Origin of the sequence: Acinetobacter sp. YH12094 (genome assembly GCF_013419295.1) — a bacterium.
GTDB lineage: Bacteria > Pseudomonadota > Gammaproteobacteria > Pseudomonadales > Moraxellaceae > Acinetobacter > Acinetobacter amyesii.
This window is the reverse complement of the sequence record NZ_VPAK01000003.1, coordinates 315428-334453: the sequence shown is the minus strand read 5'-3', so window position 1 is coordinate 334453 and position 19026 is coordinate 315428. Positions and strand designations below refer to the sequence as shown.

At 38.7% G+C, this 19026-nt stretch carries 18 protein-coding genes; 13 read left to right on the top strand and 5 right to left on the bottom strand.

Annotation, left to right across the window (positions count from 1 at the left end; all coding sequences use genetic code 11):
* Window positions 1–36 precede the first annotated feature (36 nt).
* The 3 genes from FTU34_RS03980 to mnmG form a co-directional block, all read right to left on the bottom strand.
* Window positions 37–363 (bottom strand): hypothetical protein, encoded by a 327-nt coding sequence (locus FTU34_RS03980; protein WP_078193710.1) that lies wholly within the window; start codon window positions 361–363, stop codon window positions 37–39.
* Between the two features lie 114 nt (window positions 364–477).
* Window positions 478–1683: a 3-(3-hydroxy-phenyl)propionate transporter MhpT gene (gene mhpT, locus FTU34_RS03975; protein ID WP_180034781.1), complete on the bottom strand. Its 1206-nt coding sequence runs from the start codon at window positions 1681–1683 to the stop codon at window positions 478–480.
* Between the two features lie 338 nt (window positions 1684–2021).
* The gene (mnmG, locus tag FTU34_RS03970) at window positions 2022–3902 is read right to left on the bottom strand and encodes a tRNA uridine-5-carboxymethylaminomethyl(34) synthesis enzyme MnmG (RefSeq protein WP_180034780.1); all 1881 of its coding nucleotides are present in this window, start codon (window positions 3900–3902) and stop codon (window positions 2022–2024) included.
* Window positions 3903–4155: 253 nt separating this feature from the next.
* Here mnmG and FTU34_RS03965 point away from each other — a divergent pair, with 253 nt between their 5' ends.
* From FTU34_RS03965 to purD, 8 genes are all read left to right on the top strand, one after another.
* Complete coding sequence (locus tag FTU34_RS03965; RefSeq protein WP_078188731.1) at window positions 4156–4506, top strand: hypothetical protein; 351 nt, start codon at window positions 4156–4158, stop codon at window positions 4504–4506.
* Window positions 4507–4654: 148 nt separating this feature from the next.
* A complete protein-coding gene (locus tag FTU34_RS03960; RefSeq protein WP_180034779.1) occupies window positions 4655–5533 on the top strand; it encodes a bile acid:sodium symporter family protein in 879 nt (292 codons plus the stop codon).
* A 74-nt stretch (window positions 5534–5607) separates the two neighbouring features.
* Entirely contained in the window at window positions 5608–6495 is an 888-nt protein-coding gene (locus FTU34_RS03955; RefSeq protein WP_180034778.1) for a bile acid:sodium symporter family protein, read from the top strand.
* Between the two features lie 126 nt (window positions 6496–6621).
* On the top strand, window positions 6622–7524 hold the full coding sequence (prmA, locus tag FTU34_RS03950; protein WP_180021694.1) for a 50S ribosomal protein L11 methyltransferase: 903 nt from the start codon (window positions 6622–6624) through the stop codon (window positions 7522–7524).
* Window positions 7525–7542: 18 nt separating this feature from the next.
* The gene (locus tag FTU34_RS03945; protein ID WP_180007762.1) at window positions 7543–8427 is read left to right on the top strand and encodes a DUF3426 domain-containing protein; all 885 of its coding nucleotides are present in this window, start codon (window positions 7543–7545) and stop codon (window positions 8425–8427) included.
* 392 nt (window positions 8428–8819) lie between these two features.
* On the top strand, window positions 8820–9089 hold the full coding sequence (gene fis / locus FTU34_RS03940) for a DNA-binding transcriptional regulator Fis (protein ID WP_001086304.1): 270 nt from the start codon (window positions 8820–8822) through the stop codon (window positions 9087–9089).
* Window positions 9090–9184: 95 nt separating this feature from the next.
* The gene (purH, locus tag FTU34_RS03935) at window positions 9185–10759 is read left to right on the top strand and encodes a bifunctional phosphoribosylaminoimidazolecarboxamide formyltransferase/IMP cyclohydrolase (RefSeq protein WP_180034777.1); all 1575 of its coding nucleotides are present in this window, start codon (window positions 9185–9187) and stop codon (window positions 10757–10759) included.
* 132 nt (window positions 10760–10891) lie between these two features.
* Window positions 10892–12175 (top strand): phosphoribosylamine--glycine ligase, encoded by a 1284-nt coding sequence (gene purD, locus FTU34_RS03930; protein WP_180034776.1) that lies wholly within the window; start codon window positions 10892–10894, stop codon window positions 12173–12175.
* A gap of 106 nt (window positions 12176–12281) precedes the next feature.
* On the opposite strand, the gene FTU34_RS03925 is transcribed toward purD, so the two are convergent.
* Window positions 12282–13448 (bottom strand): hypothetical protein, encoded by a 1167-nt coding sequence (locus tag FTU34_RS03925; protein ID WP_180010138.1) that lies wholly within the window; start codon window positions 13446–13448, stop codon window positions 12282–12284.
* Between the two features lie 171 nt (window positions 13449–13619).
* Here FTU34_RS03925 and FTU34_RS03920 point away from each other — a divergent pair, with 171 nt between their 5' ends.
* The gene (locus tag FTU34_RS03920) at window positions 13620–14177 is read left to right on the top strand and encodes a GNAT family N-acetyltransferase (RefSeq protein WP_180034775.1); all 558 of its coding nucleotides are present in this window, start codon (window positions 13620–13622) and stop codon (window positions 14175–14177) included.
* Window positions 14178–14417: 240 nt separating this feature from the next.
* Here FTU34_RS03920 and FTU34_RS18100 read toward each other — a convergent pair whose 3' ends face one another.
* The gene (locus FTU34_RS18100; RefSeq protein WP_373686467.1) at window positions 14418–14543 is read right to left on the bottom strand and encodes a pyrimidine/purine nucleoside phosphorylase; all 126 of its coding nucleotides are present in this window, start codon (window positions 14541–14543) and stop codon (window positions 14418–14420) included.
* 852 nt (window positions 14544–15395) lie between these two features.
* On the opposite strand from FTU34_RS18100, the gene FTU34_RS03910 reads away from it, so the two are divergent.
* From FTU34_RS03910 to FTU34_RS03895, 4 genes are all read left to right on the top strand, one after another.
* On the top strand, window positions 15396–16268 hold the full coding sequence (locus FTU34_RS03910) for a MetQ/NlpA family ABC transporter substrate-binding protein (RefSeq protein ID WP_180023817.1): 873 nt from the start codon (window positions 15396–15398) through the stop codon (window positions 16266–16268).
* Window positions 16269–16342: 74 nt separating this feature from the next.
* Window positions 16343–17368, top strand: a complete 1026-nt coding sequence (locus tag FTU34_RS03905; protein WP_180034774.1) for a methionine ABC transporter ATP-binding protein — start codon at window positions 16343–16345, stop codon at window positions 17366–17368.
* Window positions 17365–18060, top strand: a complete 696-nt coding sequence (locus FTU34_RS03900; protein WP_078188742.1) for a methionine ABC transporter permease — start codon at window positions 17365–17367, stop codon at window positions 18058–18060. Before FTU34_RS03905 ends, FTU34_RS03900 begins: the two co-directional genes overlap by 4 nt.
* A gap of 283 nt (window positions 18061–18343) precedes the next feature.
* A complete protein-coding gene (locus FTU34_RS03895) occupies window positions 18344–18937 on the top strand; it encodes a hypothetical protein (RefSeq protein ID WP_218950034.1) in 594 nt (197 codons plus the stop codon).
* Window positions 18938–19026: the final 89 nt, after the last annotated feature.

Sequence of the window (19026 nt, the reverse complement as noted above, 5' to 3'; positions counted from 1 at the left end):
ACTGGCTTTTTTTATTTAGAGATTTTTAGCAATATTTTATGCCGTAAAGCCGACATAACGTGAATAACCTTCCACACCCAAGTCAGACTTGTAAATCAGAAACTCAGGAAAACTTGAGGCGGTAATTTCAGTAAACATATGATACTGATCATCATTGGCATGCAAGTCATCGACTGTATGCTGCATGGTTTGCTCAAATTCATCGGTAATAAACTCAAAACCAATATCCATTGCAATAAACAGCACATGCTCACATGGCTGCACATACTGTTCTTCTGACCAATCAATCACTTGCTGCTGGCAATGTGGACACTGAATGTTATCTGACGGAGAAATATCAAGTTCGATCAATTGATAAGACATAAAAGTAAATTTATTCATAAATATTAGATTTATTCTAACAAAACTTAGTTTCAGCTAAAGATATTTATTCAATAAAAAAGGAGCCGTAGCTCCTTTAAATTTGACTGATTTTGACTATTTCTTAAGGGATGACTTATAGGCAGATAATGCAGCCACCGCGATAGCCGACAAAGCAATACCCGGCGCACTTGCAATTAAAATACCTGTCGTTCCTAGTCCGAGCGCCAAAATCTTGCCTGTAAGTAATGGACCTGTCATTGCACCCAAACGTCCCCATGAAATTGCACTTCCCACACCTGTTACTTTCCCAGCTGGTGTATAGAAAATTGGAGAGATCCCATACAAAATTGATTGACCACCTGTAGAGAAAATCCCGCCCATGATGCCTGCTGCGATGAGTACAGGAATGGAATTTGTTGTAAACAGCACAAATAATGCCACAAACAAACCTGAATAGATAATCACAGCCATTTGCCATAATTTTAGGCGATCAAGCAAGTAGCCTAAACCCAGCGTACCAATCACTGCGCCCACTTGGAACATCAACATGATCATGAAAGCCTGTTGCTTTTCCAGCCCTTGCTCCATGAGCAAGTTAGGTAACCAACTGATCAGAATATAGTTCACCATTAAGGTAAAGAAGAAACTCAACCAAAGCGGCAATGTATATTTATAACGCTGCTCAGCAAACAGGATTTGCCCCATCGGTGGAACCGTTTCCTTGGTTTCTGCCTCAACTTTTTCTGTACGCTTATCTTTTAAGATAATCGCCATGAATGGAATCAAGATTAAAGGCGTTAAACCACCAATTAAAAATAGTGTATGCCATGAGATATCTTTAAAGACAATACCCAAGCCAGCAACAAAGATTGCACCTACGGGTAAGCCACAGTACATCAAACTATTTAAGCGCCCACGGTTAGCATCCGTCGCTTCATCACCCACCACCGAGATCATCGTTGGCATCGCAGCACCCAAACCTAAACCTGTAAAGAATCGTGCGATATATAAAATTTCAATACTTGGTGCAACTGCCGTGATAGACATAAATACACCGAAGATAAAAATCGATAACATCAGGACTTTCTTCTGTCCCAAATAGTCAGCGACACGCCCCCCAAAGAACGCGCCAAATAACATACCAAACACACCTAAGCTAAACACATAGCCCATTTGCACTTGATCTAAGGAAAATGTCGCTGCGATTCCTTTTGCTGCAATACCGGGCGCTTGCAGGTCAAAACCTTCAAAAAATGCTACCCAGAAACACAAAAATACTGTTAGAAATTTTTGCATTTTTCCCGATTGTTGATTTGCCATAATCGAACTCCATTCATGTAGCGTAAACCCACTTGTACGCCATGCCCTGAAGTTTCGGCTTTATTGGGTAGAATAAATACCACTACAAAGGTCGGAATTCACACGACCAAAAGCCCACCATTAAGACTTAAAACTTTGTATATCAATAGTTTTTAGATCTTATTTTTTGTATTTATAATTCATTATCAATCACTTAGGTTTATGAAAGATTTTAATAATCAAACCATAGCTAAAACTAATGATGATCAAAATATTCATTTAATCCGATCAAATACCAACAGCCAATAATTTATTGGCAATAAAAAACCCGCAACTGAGCGGGTTTTTAACTCTAAATCTTATGCAGATTTTTTTGCTGCATTATTCTTACGGATGGTAATCATCACCAATTGAACAGCCGCAGGTGTAACACCCGGAATACGACTTGCTTGTGCCAATGTTTCAGGCAATACATTTTTCAGCTTCATGGTGATTTCACGTGAAAGACCAGAAACGACATCATAATCAAAATCAGCTGGAATACGCGTATCTTCCAAACGCTTCATTTGCGCAACGTCTTCTTGCTGACGGTTAATATAACCTGCATATTTCACAGCAATTTCAATTTGCTCACCCACAAATGCCGAAACTTCAGAACCCGTCAATTCAGCAATTTGCGCAAAGTTGATATTTGGACGTTTGAGCAAATCAATTGCATTGGTTTCTTTTGACAGGTCATCGCCAGTCATTTCAACGAATTTTTTGCCTAGTGGATTGTTTGGCGCTGCCCAAAGGTGTTGTAAACGACCTTTTTCAGTTTCAACAGCTTCCATTTTTTGGCAGAACGATTCCCAACGCGCATCATCTACCAGACCCATTTCACGACCAATGGCAGTTAAACGCTGATCCGCATTGTCTTCACGCAACATCAAACGGTATTCCGCACGTGACGTGAACATACGGTATGGTTCTTTAGTACCGAGAGTAATCAAGTCATCAACCAACACGCCCATGTACGCTTCATCACGTTTTGGTGTCCATTGCTCTTGATCCCATGCACGACGTGCTGCGTTTAAGCCTGCAAGCAAACCTTGCGCACCCGCTTCTTCATAACCTGTTGTACCGTTAATTTGACCTGCAAAATACAGGTTATTAATCGATTTGGTTTCTAAAGAGAATTTCAATGATTGTGGGTTGAAATAATCGTACTCAATCGCATAACCCGGACGCAAAATGTGCGCATTTTCCATACCACGAATCGAGCGAACCAATTCAAACTGAACATCGAATGGTAATGAAGTTGAAATACCATTTGGATAAAGCTCATGTGTATCTAGACCTTCAGGTTCCAAGAACACTTGATGCGAATCTTTATCGGCAAATTTATGAATTTTATCTTCAATCGATGGGCAGTAACGTGGACCTACACCTTCAATCACACCGGTATACATTGGTGAACGGTCTAAGCCGCCACGAATGATATCGTGAGTTTTCTCGTTGGTATGTGTGATATAGCAATTGATTTGCTCAGGATGCATGGACGCATCACCCATGAACGACATAGTCGGAGATGGGAAATCACCTGGCTGCGGCGTCATTACAGAGAAATCAACTGATCGTGCATCGATACGTGGCGGTGTACCTGTTTTTAAACGACCTACAGGTAAGTTCAATTCACGAAGGCGCGCAGCCAATGAAATTGAAGGAGGATCGCCCGCACGACCGCCTGAAGCATTATTTAGACCTACGTGGATCACACCACCTAGGAATGTACCTGTAGTCAATACAACAGTTTTCGCATCAAAGCGAATACCCATTTGGGTGACTACACCTTTAACGGTATCGCCTTCAACAATAAGGTCATCAGCTGCTTGTTGGAAAATATCCAAGTTCGCTTGATTTTCTAAGGTTTCACGAATCGCAGCTTTATAACGAATACGGTCAGCCTGTGCGCGAGTCGCACGAACAGCCGCACCTTTACGTGAGTTTAAAATACGGAATTGAATACCACCTTTATCGGCAGCCAATGCCATTGCACCGCCTAAAGCATCAATTTCGCGTACTAAATGTGATTTACCAATACCACCAATGGCTGGATTACAGCTCATCTGGCCTAAAGTCTCAATATTATGAGTTAAGAGTAAAGTCTGTCGACCCATACGTGCCGCAGCAAGAGCTGCCTCAGTACCCGCGTGACCGCCGCCGATAACAATGACATCGTAAACTTTAGGATAATGCATAGTGGTAAAGGAGATTAAAAAAGGATGACGGAAGATTATAGCAAAACTTCACCGATAAGTTGACTGATTAACTCGATTTTATTGTTATTGACTACTGTTTTATGCCTATATATTTCTTTATGAACATACATACTTTGCATATTCCATATAAAAATATACATTTCTCAAGCAAATGTTACTCGAAGATTGTTGTTTTATTCTGATGATTTTTTATTCTGTTATAGATCCCATGAGAATCATAAGGACTATAAGCATGAATAAGAATATTTTGCTATCCACGGTTTTATGCGGTTTATGTTTATCACCACTTGCTGCCTCAGCCAATGATAAAGTTGAGAAAGTGTATGATGCACAGCGATATCAACAAGTCTGTAAAGGTAAAAGCCAAGGCGCTCAAGTATCATTTGCCTATCGCGGTATTATCTGGAATGGTACCTGCGAACCACAATTTTTTAGCTCTTCCAAAAATGCAAATCTGCATGGCGAAGAAGCAGAATTATTAAGCACATGTAGTGCAGATGCAAAAGCCACTACTGCAACGATTAATGGACAAGAAATTAAAGGAAAATGTGCTTTAGGGTTCACTCCCCCTCGTCCTAAATAAACAGTTGTCAATGAAAATATCGACCAATTAACAGATCAAAAATAAAGCGGGTAAAACATCAGTTTTTACTCGCTTTTATTTATTGCTTATTTATTAAACTGAGATAAACTCAAAAAATACTATAAGGATAAAAATATCAGGAAATTCCATGGATTCGGGATTATTTGCATTTTTTCTGCCCATTGCTTTAGCCATTATGATGATGGGTTTGGGACTTGAACTTTCAGTCAAAGACTTTTTACGCGTTGGACGCTATCCAAAAGTTATTTTCATCGCTTTATTTACTCAGCTTATTCTACTGACCAGCATTGCGTTTTTCCTGTGTAAGTTGCTTGAGTTACCCCCTTTACTCGCGGTCGGGCTCATGTTGCTTGCGGCTTCACCCGGCGGCCCCACTGCTAACCTTTTTAGCTACCTATATAAAGGTGACGTTGCATTAAACATTAGCTTAACAGTCATCAACTCAGTTGTTTCGTGCTTTACATTGCCTTTTATCGTCAATCTATCCATTTTGCATTTTGTTGGTGAAAGTACCAGCATTGGTATGCCTATTGATAAGATCACCCATGTATTTCTGATTATTTTAATACCAGTATGTTTCGGTATGTTTATTCGCAACTCCTTTCCGACCATTGCATATCACATCAACAAGCCGATGCGAATGTTGTCTATTTTCTTATTAATTCTTATCTTTACACTCGCAGTTTTGCGTGAACAATCCAACATTATTACGTATTTTTCCAGCGTCGGCATTGCGACCTGTTTACTCTGTTTCAGTGGCTTATTTTTGGGTTACCTAATTCCATTTCTCGCGGGTGTCCCGGAAAAGCAGGCACGTGCGTGTACCTTTGAAATTGGCATCCATAACACCAGTATCGCCCTAACCATCGCACTAAGTGTGCTTGAAAACACCACAGTGGCGATACCTGCCGGTGTCTATTCTATTTTTATGTATTTATTGGCGACCTTATTTGGTTTTATTTTGACGCGCCGTGGCAGCCACCTAATTCAACAAGTGAAAACCTAAACTATTTTTCAAACGCAATCACCATAAGGACTTTGGTAAAAAACCATTAAATATGCTCAAGGAGAATAAATACGATGGATTCTGGAATTATTACGGTTCTTTTGCCATTAGCACTGGCCTTTATTATGATCGGGCTTGGGCTAGAACTTACCCCCAAAGATTTCGCACGTGTCACCAAGCACCCTAAAGCCGTGTTGATCGCATTATTTTGCCAACTCGTGTTGCTTGTCGGTATCGCCTTTCTACTATGTAAACTGTTAGCATTACCACCACTGCTTGCTGTCGGCTTGATGCTACTCGCAGCCTCACCTGGTGGTAGCACAGCTAACTTATTTAGCTATCTATTTAAAGGTGACTTGGCTTTAAATATTACCCTGACCGCCATCAACTCTGTCATTGCAGCATTAACCCTTCCATTGATCGTGAATTTTTCGATCATGCACTTCATGCAAGAAGGGCAACAAATCAGTCTACAGTTTGGAAAAATCCTCCAAGTTTTCGGCATCATTATCATCCCAGTCTGTATAGGTATGCTGCTTCGTCACTATGCACCTAAACTGACTGAGAAACTGCATAAACCACTCCGCATCTTTGCTGTGGTCTTTCTCATCTTAATTATTATCGGTGCTATTTACTCTGAACGACATAATATTGCGGCTTATCTAACCCAAGTTGGCTTAGCTACGGTTCTATTCTGTATTTTCAGCTTATGTATCGGTTATTTTGTTCCAAGACTTTTCGGCATCAATAGTGCTCAGGCACGTGCATGTGCATTTGAAATCGGCATTCATAACAGTACGTTAGCCATGACCATCGCCTTAACAGTGATGGCCAGTTCTGCAGTTGCAATGCCTGCGGCAGTATATTCAATCTTTATGTACATCTTTGCCGCTGTATTTGGCTTCCTAATTACACGTTTTGCACCGCTCTCGACAACTACAACAGAAACAATTAAAAGCTAAGGCGCTTAAAAGTTAAAAGGATGCCACGTGCATCCTTTTATTTTTTGTCAATTTTGATAATCGCTAGCTGCAAGTTGCCGAGTTCCGTTACAATAGCTTTTTATAAAACTCATTTAGGTTATGTCCGTGAAGTGGTTACAAATTCATATTACTGTTGAAAAAGCTCAAGTTGATTACACTGAAACGCTGCTCAGTTCTTTAGGTGCAGTCAGTGTCACGCTAGATGATGCAGAAAATCAGGATTTACTTGAACCACTTCCAGGTGAAACACCACTTTGGAATAAAGTGATCGTAACTGGTATATATGCACAAGAAGATGATGAAGAAATTGATGTTGCAGCATTAGAAACATTTATTAAAGCTCAACTTCCTGATGCGCCAATGCGTAGCGAATTCATTGAAGACCAAGAATGGGAACGCACATGGATGGATGCTTACGAGCCTATTCAAATTGGTGAAAAATACTGGATCGTCCCAGAATGGATGGAAGCACCTGAAGCAGACGCCGTTAACATCAAACTAGACCCAGGTCTTGCATTTGGTACTGGCAACCATGCATCTACATTCTTATGCCTACAATGGTTAGGTAAAGTTGATCTTAAGGATAAAATCGTAATCGACTACGGTTGTGGTTCTGGTATTTTAGGTGTTGCCGCTTTACTTTTGGGTGCAAAAAAAGTTTATGCCACTGATATTGACCCACAAGCCGTTTTAGCAACACAACAAAATGCAGAATTGAATGGTGTACTGGAAAATCTGTATGTAGGCCTACCTGAAGAGTTCAACCAAGAGCTCGCTGGACAAAAAGCCGATGTGTTTGTTGCTAATATTCTTGCAGGCCCTCTAATGGCCTTGGCTGCAGAATTCTCAACTTTAATTAAATCTGAGGGCGAGTTCGCACTTGCAGGTGTAATTGAAGAGCAAGTTTCTGATGTTTCTAGTGTTTATTCTGAATTTTTTGATATATTAGACGTAGAAAAACGTGACGAAACATGGTGCCGAATTTCGGGTAAACGCCAACAGTATTAAAATTTAAAATGTGTACTTATGAGCGACAAATTAACTAACTGCCCAACTTGTTTTACAACATATAAAGTAACTGTTCCGCAGCTTACTGTCGCTCAGGGCATGGTTTGTTGCCCAAAGTGCTCTACATCTTTTAATGCACTGTCTCATTTGGTGGTAGATAAAGCGTTGTCTTTTTCTACCCCTGAGCAAGAAAATGCACCGCAAAAAAACTCCAATACTATTATTAATGTCAGCGAATTTAATAATACGCTTACACCAGTGACTGTTGAAGAAACACCAACCCACCATTTATTAAAACTATTTGATCAAAAAGTCGAAAACTCTAATATCGATCTAAAAACTTATTTAAATAACTTAAATTATTTCAGCACCGAACCGATCGGCAACCTTCCTGCTGTAAATTGGGCAGAACAGGCTGAAAAAGATAAAAAACGTACCCCACTGAACTATTTTATGTGGTTCTGTATTAATGCTTTCTTATTTGGTGCACTTATATTCCAGTTTTTCTGGTTCAATCCTCAATATTTAAAAAATAGTCCAGTGATGGGTGCTGCATTTACTGCGGTCTGTGATGTATTCAATTGTTCACGTCTAGAGGAACATTACAGTTTAATTAGTACCAAAAAAGTCAAAATTCGTAGCATTGGAAATAATGAAACACGTTTTACAGGTGAAATGATCAATTTTCATGACCGTAGCCTTGCCTTACCCAATATGAAAATTTCACTAAAAGAAAATGGTACTGAAATAGCAAACTATACGCTTTTACCTGAAGAGTATTTGGACAAAAGTCTGCATGGCATCCAACGGATCCCAAAAAGTAGTCCTTTTAAATTCCAATTTAGCTTACCAATTGCACGCAAAAGCTTCGATAATTATTCAATTGAGTTGATTCGCCCCTAATATTGGAAAAAACTATTAAAAAAGTAAAAAAAACATAAAAAAAATGCAGTTTTCTTGCTCACTTTTTCCTAGACAATGGTATGATACGCGCCACGAAAGCTTTGTGCTGCAAACTCCTCGCTAATTTTTCACAACAAATACAATCCCAACCGTGCGCTTTAATATTTATTGCGTATTGAGTAGATTTTTTGTTTGTTTTTTAGGCTGTAACAATTATTAATCTATTGTTACGCTTATTTTTCGAACAATTTTGCGAGTTGTGTCAAGCTACAAGTAATGTACAAGTTTTAGAACTCCGCATTAGGAACTAAAACGGAGTTCATTCAAGTTTATAGACCACTTTTAACAAATCACTTTACCCAAGTGATATTTGATTTTTCGGATTAATTCGCATGAATAGCAAATCTCCTATTTTTACTGCACAATCTGATGTCGCTCTTCGTATTCACGTAGATCGCGCAGTTCGCCATTACTTTGCACAATTGCAAGGCGAGCAACCATCTCAGGTATACGATATGGTGCTGGCGGAAATGGAGAAGCCTCTTCTATCTGTAGTTCTTGAATATACACGTGGTAATCAAACCCGCGCTGCTGAGATTCTCGGCTTAAACCGTGGTACTTTACGTAAAAAGTTGAAAGCTCACGGTTTAATGAGTGAATAAATGATAAAATGCTTGCGGCTTCCGCAGGCATTTTTTTTAACCTGCATTTTGCTAATTTTGTTTTAATCTGTTCCTTGAAAACTGTGACGAAGATCATGACTATTAAACGCGCTTTAATCTCTGTGTCTGACAAGACTGGAATTGTTGAATTTGCACAAGAACTTGCTGCTCTAGGGGTAGAAATTTTATCTACTGGCGGAACATACAAATTGTTGAAAGACAATAATGTTGCCGTAGTTGAAGTTTCAGAGCACACAGGTTTCCCAGAGATGATGGACGGCCGTGTAAAAACGCTACATCCGAAAATTCATGGTGGTATCTTAGCTCGTCGCGGTCTAGACGAAGCTGTGATGGCTGAACACAACATCGATGCAATCGATCTGGTAGTTGTTAACCTTTATCCTTTCGCTGCGACTGTGGCAAAACCGAACTGCTCACTTGCTGATGCAATCGAAAATATCGACATCGGTGGTCCAACAATGGTTCGTGCTGCTGCGAAAAACCATGCATCGGTTGGTATCGTAGTAAATGCATCTGACTATGGAACTGTTGTTGAAGAGTTAAAAGCTGAAGGTTCACTTTCACATGCAACTCGTTTTGACTTAGCGGTTAAAGCATTTGAACATACTGCACAATACGACGGTATGATTGCTTCTTACTTAGGCGCACGCGTAGGTAAGGAAGAAGGTCAAGCAGATAAATTTGCGCGTACTTTCAATACACAATTAAATAAAGTTCAAGATTTACGTTACGGCGAAAACCCACATCAGTCTGCTGCTTTCTATGTAGAAGACACAGCAACTGAAGCATCTGTTTCTACTGCGAAACAACTTCAAGGTAAAGAACTCTCTTATAACAACATCGCAGACACTGACGCAGCACTTGAATGTGTAAAATCATTTGCTAAGCCTGCATGTGTCATCGTAAAACACGCGAACCCATGTGGTGTGGCAGTTTCTCTAGACGGCATCCAAGCTGCTTATGACCTTGCTTATGCAACTGACCCTGAATCTGCATTCGGCGGCATCATTGCATTCAACCGTGAATTAGACGTTGCAACTGCACAAGCGATTGTTGATCGTCAATTCGTTGAAGTGATCATTGCTCCTAGCGTTGCTGAAGGCGTGCTTGAAGTGACTGGTGCGAAGAAAAACGTACGTGTATTAGTATGTGGTGAGCTTCCTGCAATTACAGAACGTAAAGCGCAACTTGACTACAAACGTGTAAACGGCGGCTTACTGGTTCAAGATCAAGACTTAGGCATGATCACAAAAGATGACCTTAAAGTTGTGACTAAACGCGCTCCAACTGAAGCAGAAATTGATGACTTGATCTTTGCTTGGAAAGTTGCGAAATACGTTAAGTCTAACGCGATTGTTTATGCAAAAGGTCGTCAAACCATTGGTGTTGGCGCAGGTCAAATGAGCCGCGTTAACTCTGCTCGTATTGCTGCAATTAAAGCTGAACATGCTGGTTTAGTGGTTGAAGGTGCGGTAATGGCATCTGACGCATTCTTCCCATTCCGTGATGGCATTGATAACGCTGCAAAAGCGGGCATCAAATGCATTATCCAACCGGGTGGTTCTATGCGTGATGAAGAAACAATTGCTGCAGCTGATGAAGCTGGTATTGCAATGGTCTTCACTGGCATGCGTCATTTCCGTCACTAAGTTGGCAACGTGATCATGACAATTAAGCACAGTTTTTTGCTTAATACACTAGATTTATAATCTTGCATAAAGTCCTCTCCTGCTTTCAGGTTGAGGACTTTATGTCATTTTCGATTCATGGAGTATGAACCGATGAATATTTTAGTTTTGGGTAATGGCGGTCGTGAACATGCATTAGCATGGAAAATCGCACAAGATGACAAAGTCGCAAAAGTATTTGTAGCACCGGGTAATGCGGGTTCTGCAACTGAAAATAAATGCGAAAATGTTGCACTAAATATTTTAGACAATGCTGCGATTATCGACTTTGCAAAAAACAATGCCGTTGATTTAATCGTGGTTGGCCCTGAAGCACCACTTGTAAATGGTGTGGTGGATGCTTGCCGTGAAGCGGGTGTAAAAATTTGGGGCCCAACTCAATTTGCTGCACAGCTTGAAGGTTCTAAAGCATTCGCGAAGCATTTCTTAAAACGCCACAACATTCCAACTGCTTTCTATGATGTATTTACAGAAGTAGATGCAGCGAAAGCATTTGTTGAAAAAAATGGTGCACCAATTGTAATCAAGGCTGATGGTCTTGCTGCAGGTAAAGGCGTAATCGTTGCCATGACCAATCAAGAAGCATTTGATGCGATTGATGACATGCTGGCTGGCAACAAATTTGGCGATGCCGGCTCACGTGTGGTGATCGAAGAATTTCTTGCAGGTGAAGAAGCTTCTTTCATTTGTATGATTGATGGCGACAACATTTTGCCAATGGCAACGTCTCAAGATCACAAGCGTATCTTTGAAGGCGACGAAGGTCCAAATACGGGCGGTATGGGTGCTTACTCTCCTGCGCCTGTTGTGACTGCTGACGTATTTGAAAAAACCATGAATGAAGTGATGCGTCCTACCGTTGAAGGTATGAAAAAAGACGGTCATGTTTATACAGGTTTCTTATACGCAGGTTTGATGATTGATGAACAAGGTCAGCCTAAAGTGATCGAGTTCAACTGTCGTTTTGGCGACCCTGAAACTCAGCCAATTATGATGCGTTTAAAATCATCTTTAGTTGACCTAGTTGAAGCAGGTATTGCGGGTAACTTACCTGCAGAAGCTGAATGGGATGAGCGTAAGACTGTAGGTATCGTACTTGCATCTAAGGGCTACCCTGAAACTTCTAGCAATGGTGATGTGATTTCTGGTTTAGACACTGAAATGGCTGATGCGAAAGTGTTCCATGCTGGTACTAAAGCACTTGAAAATGGTGATATTGTGACTGCTGGTGGTCGTGTTCTTTGTGTGACTGCGCTAGGCAACACAATTGGTGAAGCGCAAGCAAAAGCGCTCAAGCTTTGCCAAAAAGTGACTTTTGATGGTGTTCAATACCGTAAAGATATTGGTTACCGTGCAATTGCGCGTGAAAATGCTTAATCATTCATTTGATTAAATAAAAACCCCGCTAAGTGCGGGGTTTTTTATAAATAAATAGCTCAAATAACGGCTTTTATCATCTATATCCATGATTAAAAATACACGTTTATAGAGGTTCTTTAAGATAGTTTTTAAGTCTATTTTGTACTAATTTTTCAGTTAAATTATCTTTGTAGCTAAAATAGATAATATCCACTCCATTTGCTTTACTGAGTTGAAGCTTTTCCTTATCCCTTTGCTTTGTTCTTTTTAAACCTTCTTCTCCACCAAATAAGTTGACAGCAAGATAGTGTTGTTGCCCTTGGTACTCAATCGCTAAATTTAGCTCAGGGATATAGACATCAAACCTTTGTCTATTCAACCAACTTGGTGATGCTTCTCTTTGAACCGTGTATTGAGGAAATAGCAGATTGATATAGTTAAATAATAAGGTTTCATTAACCCACCTTTCACCTATACGTGCAACACCTTTTAACTCTCTAATATGGTTTTCCGCATCCCTTTCACTGATACCTTCCTGAAATGCGTATTTAGCAATGTAAGCGCCATATTTAGCTTTAAAAGCCGAGCCATACATTTTGTGGCAATAGATTAAATCTGAATTGGTATTGGTGCAGATATGGCAAATCGAAACTTTAACAGATTTATGTTCTAACGCATTTTTAAGGTGAGTGTGGCGTACAGCCAACCCAATCTGATTTTGGGCAAGAGCATCCTTAAAACATGAGCAAAAGAAACTTTCTCCCGTCATTTTGTTATAGAAAGTCTGCCGCCACTCATAAAAGCCTAATTTTGATGGTAATAAACTTTTTGGTGGTGTCATTCGTGAATAAAGCTTAGTTAATAATGCTTGTGGAAATTCAACGGAAAGAAGCTGTATTGATGTTTTGTTTTTGGTTTTCATTTTTGTATTTTTAATATTGTACTTCCTAGTTATTCCTCCTCCATAAAGGAAATCACACAATATAATAAATGAAGGTAGTTTAACTTCCGTAACATCCAGATCTATGTCCTTATCACTGATTAGCTCAAATTGAAGATAAGGGATTATCATTTTCCCTTTGTCTATATACTCTTTCAGTGATAAGTGATCATCATAGTACCCAAATGTGTAATTCTGCTTTATTTCAGTTATTGAGATTGAATCCGGAGTACTAAAAAAGTGAATAAGAGCTTCATATAAATCTTCAAAAACTGTTGTTTTTTCTCGCCCAAGATTTTCTTGGCATAATACGAGAAATTCATCCTCTGAAAATTTGTATTGCAACTCCATATTTACTCCTTATCAACTAAATATATGTAAAAGCCTATTAAGATTAGTTCATCAAATCAAATTACATCTCCCCCAAATACTATTCACTTATATCAATTCCATCATCATGTACACTATAAATTATTTACATTAGTCTCAGTAAGAAAACACCCATACAAATTAATATTTAATATGCATATTTTTATCCAAACCCCTCGCCTTATCCTCCGCCAATGGCAAGACTCCGATACTGCTCCATTCATCCAAATGTGTGCAGACGACGACGTCATGCGCTATTTCCCTAACAAACTTGATGCGTCCGAAGCCACTGCATTTATGCAACGCCTACGCGATGCAATAGAAACACGTGGTTGGGGTTTATATGCCGTCGAGCTTAAAGCCACTGGCGAATTTATTGGCTTTATCGGCTTACATGTACATCCCCCCGAGTTTGAAATAGCCGATGCACCTGAAATTGGCTGGCGCTTACTGCCGCAATATTGGCATCAAGGCTATGCCACCGAAGGTGCGAAAGCAGTTCTCAAACATGCTTTTCGAAATCTAAGACTTGAGAAAGTCATTTCATTTACAGCGTGTCTAAATAAACCATCCGAACATGTTATGCAAAAAATTGGTATGCAAAAAGTCCGTGAGTTTAATCATCCACTTTTACCCCTAGAGCATCCCTTAAATAAACACGTGCTGTATGAAATACAACGTAGTGATTATTTGCACATCCCCTTTTGCTAATTCAATAATTATTCACAGCAAATTCAAAACTCTAACTCTGGCAAATATTGGCTATGGAAGATGTTAAAAACTTTAATTTTTGTTACCACAGGAATTCGTATACAAAAACTAAATTATCCATTAAATCATATAAAAAACCCCGCTAAGTGCGGGGTTAAGAAAAAATATCAATATCGATCACTAGCAATTAAAACATCTTGATGTGTATGCTGAAGCAACTTCAAACCTCTCTAAGCATGCTTAATCAAAATGGCATACATAATCGACAACATCGGTATATTGCACTTTAAAAATTGAATCTTGAGGAACAATAAACCTTTCGCCAAAAGTATATTGAAAAAACTCGCCCTGCTCCCCAATTTGCACAACACACTACCCCTATGTGATTTCAACACGTTCTTTCACATGCAGCTCAAACGTTATATGTTATTCTGATGACAAAAATACACCGATGGTTTTTTGGCTAACATCTTCAATTTTTAAAACATGGCTCACCCATCTACCGCCACAATGAACCGTAGGCTTTTTTTGCAATTGAGACGAAATCAAACTGATTTAACATAGCGTGCCTCACATAGCAATTTATTATGATCAATTATTAAGCAATTTATATTAAACAATATAGCTGATTCAATCTTCCTCAGATTTAGATCTAAGATTTTGAAAAGCCATGAATCAGAGTTGAACTTCAAATATATCAATAAAGATTTCAATGCAGATTAGATTGAAGCACTTCGTTATTTTCACATATGAATGTTACAAATTTTGTGTATGACAGGACTTATTTCATTTTTATCATTTTTTCAGCAATACATTTTAAAATTTGTTATATAGACCTAAACTTATATATATGATGTACTGAAATAGTTTAATTATAAATAATATATTGTTTTTACTTATTAAATTATTTAATTAAACATATTCCATATACAATTTTGGTGCTAAGCATAACTTTTTAAATCACTATATTGAATAATAAAAAATTGATATGATGCCTAGCGAAATATAGAGATTTGCTTTATTAAATCTTTTGTTTACAGCAGCTTGCAATGGCTATCTTTTCCCATTTGGAAATAGACTCAGATCTAATTGTATAAGTCTGTGTAGCATTTTAAATTATTAAGCATCTATCAGCCTGTCTGATAAAAGACTTAAGTAAATCTCTCCATAATATGATTTGTGAATTTATTAATTTTATAAATTTACTCGGGTGAATATATGAAAAAGCTCCTAGGATTAGTTCTCGGTTTATCTGTGGGCCTTTCAGGCTGTGGTAAACAAGAAGCTCCTGCAACTGACGCCGCACAACAAAAAGACACTGCAGAAGTGCAAACTGTTACCATGGCTTCGACTGGTTCAGATGCTGATATTTGGCGCTATATTGCTACGCTTCCTGAAACCAAAGAAGCTGGCATTAAACTTGAAGTGAAAAACTTTACTGACTATGTGTCTATGAACACTGCTGTAGCGAACAAAGAAATTGATGTTAATGCATTCCAGTCATATGCCTATATGGTTGCGTTTAATGACAACAATAAAGATAAAATCGCACCGCTTTCGACTACTTATTTAGAGCCAATGGGTATCTATTCAAGCAAAGTCAAAAAACTTGAAGAGTTCAAAACAGGTGCAACAATCGCGATTCCAAATGATGGCGCAAACGAATCACGTGCATTGTTGCTACTTCAATCTGCTGGCTTAATCAAACTTAAAGCTGATTTTGACGATGTAAAAGGCACACCTGCTGACATAACTGAAAATGCGAAAAAAATCGTAATCAAACCAATTCAAATGGCGACTGCTGTCCGTGTTAAAGACGAAGTTGATGCGATTGTTTTGGGTAATACCCTTGCGATGGAAGGTGGTTTAAACGTACTGAAAGATGCGGTTTACTATGAGCCAATCGACCAAAGTACAAAAATGAACGTGAACATTCTTGCTGTTGCTGCTGACCGTCAAAATGACCCAGTTCTACAAAAAGTAGGCGCGCTTTATCACACTCCAGCAGTTAAAGCTTACATCGATGAACATTTTGGTGGTACTAAAATTGATGTAAATAAACCAACTAGCTACCTCACTGAAGCAAAATAGTAATATAATTTCTTCAAATAAACAGGCAAAGTTTACTTTGCCTGTTTTTTCATTTCTGAACCTTTTTTGACGCTATGATCCAATTTAAAAATATCTCCAAGCATTTTGAGCTAAAAGGCCAAACCGTTACAGCACTGGATCAGATTAATCTGGACATTCCAGATGGCTGTATTTTCGGTCTAATTGGCTACAGTGGTGCAGGCAAAAGTACCTTAATCCGTTTAATTAATTTGCTAGAACGTCCTAGTGAAGGGCAAATTATTATTCATGATAAAGACTTTACTGCTTTAAATTCGGCAGAGCTACGTCAAGAAAGAACCAATATTGGCATGATCTTCCAGCACTTCAATTTACTGCAAACCAAAACAGTTGCAGAAAATATTGAAATGCCGCTTAAACTTTTAGGTGTGTCTAAAGCTGAACGCCAAAAACGTTTAAAAGAGTTGCTCGAATTTATTGACCTAAAACATAAGAAAAATGCCTATCCAGATGAGCTCTCTGGTGGCCAAAAACAACGTGTCGGGATTGCCCGTGCGCTTGCCAATCATCCTAAAATTTTACTGTGTGATGAAGCAACATCTGCTCTCGATCCGCAAACCACCAAGTCGGTATTGGCGTTATTAAAGAAAATCAATCAAGAACAAGGCATTACTATTGTGATGGTCACCCATGAAATGGATGTGATTGAATCTGTTTGTGATTATGTTGCGGTGATGGAACAAGGGAAAATCATCGAACATGGCTCAACCTTAGAGATTTTTAGTCAGCCAAAACACAATACAACCAAAAACTTTATTCAAACTGTATTGCAGCAACAGCTTCCTGTTACTATTTTAAATAATCTAGAAAATCAAAACCATAACAGTATTTATTGTTTAAAATTTCTGGGCAGTTCGGCACAGGAAACCGTCATTCAAGCGGTAATTAAACAGTTTGATATTAGCTTGAATATTTTGTTTGCCAATATGACTGAAATTAATGGTGCGGTGATTGGACAAATGTTCGTTCAGCTATTAGGTGATGCAGCATTGATTCAACAAGCGGTGGCGTTCTTAGAACAACATGGCGTTGAAGTCACTCAAGCAGGAGTTCAGCAATGAGAGATTTAATTGTTCAATGGCTGACTCAAATTACAGCACCCTTTTGGAAAAGTTCTTTGTCTATGGATCAGTTCGTCACTGCCCTACAAGAAACTTTTCACATGGTGTTCTTTGCCATGCTCTTCGGCTGTATATGGGGTTTTATCCAGGCTGTGATTTTATATGTCTCACGTCCACAAGGCATTTTGCCTAACCGTGTCATCTACCATGGTTTGAACCCGATTGTGAATGCGCTGCGTTCATTGCCATTTATTATCCTCTTGATTGCGGTCATTCCTTTAACCAAAGTCATTGTAGGGACTTCCATCGGGACTTGGGCTGCAATTGTTCCTCTCACAATCTATGTTGGTCCTTACATTGGTCGTCTGATTGAAACATCGTTGCTTGAAGTGAATGACGGCATTATTGAGTCTGCTCAAGCGATGGGTGCATCTCCGCTGCAAATCATTACTAAATTTGTGCTACCAGAGTCTCGTAGCTCTTTGATTTTAAACTTAACGACTGCAACCATTAGCTTAATTGGCGCAACAGCCATGGCGGGTGCAGTAGGTGCAGGCGGTATCGGTGATCTTGCCATTTCTTATGGTTATCAACGTTTTGATAGTAGCGTGGTCATCATGACCGTCATTGTATTGTTGATTTTGGTACAAATTGTTCAAAGTCTGGGGGACTGGTTATCGAAACTGCGCTAAGCCTGCATAATTCATATATTTAAGCTCTCCTCGGAGGGCTTTTTAGTTTCTTAGATTCTAAAATTTAGTTTTTAATGCCGCAATTAAACCAAAATTTTTTTAGTTTTAAATTATTTTGACGGCAAATTAGCAACACCATAAAATTTAAAATATAACCTTCAATATTACGTTTACAAAAACTTGAATGAGTACAAAATATCAAAAGAACAGGATTTTATATTCCCCATGCAAACAACACTGACAGCAAAAATTTTCCGCTTAAATTTTTTTCACAACAGCAATATTGATCACTTCAGCAACATCTGCATCCATTGCTGATTATAACTATGTGACTAGTATTAAAGTAAATGATATTGACTTAGTCTTACCCTTGCCTGCATCAAAAGCAAATGCATTAATCAGCAAAAATCCAGTAAAGCTTAAATATGAATATTCAGAATGTACCGGCAATACTGAATTTCATGTCACATCAAAAGGTAAATTTCTAAAATTTGAAATTTATGCAGAGGACAATCCTCAAGTTAAAAATGATTCATTCTATAAAAATAAAAGCAGCTTCGCCCAACTTGGACAAACAAAAGGGGCTGTTTGGATGGAATGGCATAACTCCATGCAAATACGCGATAAAATTCAAATTGGGTCAAAAAACTTAACAAGCCAATATAACTTTCAACAATTTGTAAAAGACTTCCCCAAAAGTGCAAAATTAGCCAATCCAAATGAAGTTACTTACGTGATTTTACTCTCACCTACTCATGCCAAATCCGTGCTGAAAGAGCCGCAAAATTATGATTTACCCTATATTGGCAATCTAGCCTTCCACTTTAAAAATGGCAAATTAACTGCCTTTTCAGTTAATCAAGGTATTGCTTGCTAAATGGTGCTTGTCATACAGCGTTTATTGATTAAACAGTGAATTTATAAATCTGCATAAAGCCATGCAATAAACGCAAGTTTGATCTCAGA

Bases quoted from the DNA above. Each gene is read 5' to 3' on its own strand.
- FTU34_RS03980 (WP_078193710.1), bottom strand. From the start codon at position 363: ATGTCTTATCAATTGATCGAACTTGATATTTCTCCGTCAGATAACATT.
- mhpT (WP_180034781.1), bottom strand. From the start codon at position 1,683: ATGGCAAATCAACAATCGGGAAAAATGCAAAAATTTCTAACAGTATTT.
- mnmG (WP_180034780.1), bottom strand. From the start codon at position 3,902: ATGCATTATCCTAAAGTTTACGATGTCATTGTTATCGGCGGCGGTCAC.
- FTU34_RS03965 (WP_078188731.1), top strand. From the start codon at position 4,156: ATGAATAAGAATATTTTGCTATCCACGGTTTTATGCGGTTTATGTTTA.
- FTU34_RS03960 (WP_180034779.1), top strand. From the start codon at position 4,655: ATGGATTCGGGATTATTTGCATTTTTTCTGCCCATTGCTTTAGCCATT.
- FTU34_RS03955 (WP_180034778.1), top strand. From the start codon at position 5,608: ATGGATTCTGGAATTATTACGGTTCTTTTGCCATTAGCACTGGCCTTT.
- FTU34_RS03945 (WP_180007762.1), top strand. From the start codon at position 7,543: ATGAGCGACAAATTAACTAACTGCCCAACTTGTTTTACAACATATAAA.
- fis (WP_001086304.1), top strand. From the start codon at position 8,820: ATGAATAGCAAATCTCCTATTTTTACTGCACAATCTGATGTCGCTCTT.
- purH (WP_180034777.1), top strand. From the start codon at position 9,185: ATGACTATTAAACGCGCTTTAATCTCTGTGTCTGACAAGACTGGAATT.
- purD (WP_180034776.1), top strand. From the start codon at position 10,892: ATGAATATTTTAGTTTTGGGTAATGGCGGTCGTGAACATGCATTAGCA.
- FTU34_RS03925 (WP_180010138.1), bottom strand. From the start codon at position 13,448: ATGGAGTTGCAATACAAATTTTCAGAGGATGAATTTCTCGTATTATGC.
- FTU34_RS03920 (WP_180034775.1), top strand. From the start codon at position 13,620: ATGCATATTTTTATCCAAACCCCTCGCCTTATCCTCCGCCAATGGCAA.
- FTU34_RS03910 (WP_180023817.1), top strand. From the start codon at position 15,396: ATGAAAAAGCTCCTAGGATTAGTTCTCGGTTTATCTGTGGGCCTTTCA.
- FTU34_RS03905 (WP_180034774.1), top strand. From the start codon at position 16,343: ATGATCCAATTTAAAAATATCTCCAAGCATTTTGAGCTAAAAGGCCAA.
- FTU34_RS03900 (WP_078188742.1), top strand. From the start codon at position 17,365: ATGAGAGATTTAATTGTTCAATGGCTGACTCAAATTACAGCACCCTTT.